This window comes from Belnapia sp. AC561, from assembly GCF_979252845.1.
The window spans coordinates 1-235 of the sequence record NZ_CEEDBP010000496.1 but is presented as its reverse complement, the minus strand read 5'-3'; the positions used below and the strand labels follow the sequence as shown (position 1 = coordinate 235).

The 235-nt window shown below is 64.7% G+C and carries 1 pseudogene; it reads left to right on the top strand.

The features are described from left to right. Nucleotides 1-235, top strand: a pseudogene (locus AC0IW9_RS31995) (hypothetical protein); the annotation flags it as partial.

Here is a 235-nt window from a genome sequence, read left to right as displayed (position 1 = left end):
AAGCAGCATCGGCCTGATTCCCGCTGAAGCCGTCGCGCCCATCGAGGGCGCCTGTCGCGCCGAGTTATTCGACGTGGACAGCCTAGCCACCGCCATCGCCACCGCTGGCAATTCCGCCATTCCGCTGGTCAAGGCCCTCGGCAAACAGATCGCCAGCGTCAGCCAGGAAGCCGAGCGCTACGTTCACCTCGGCGCCACTAGCCAGGATGTGATGGACAGCGGCTTGGTGCTGCAA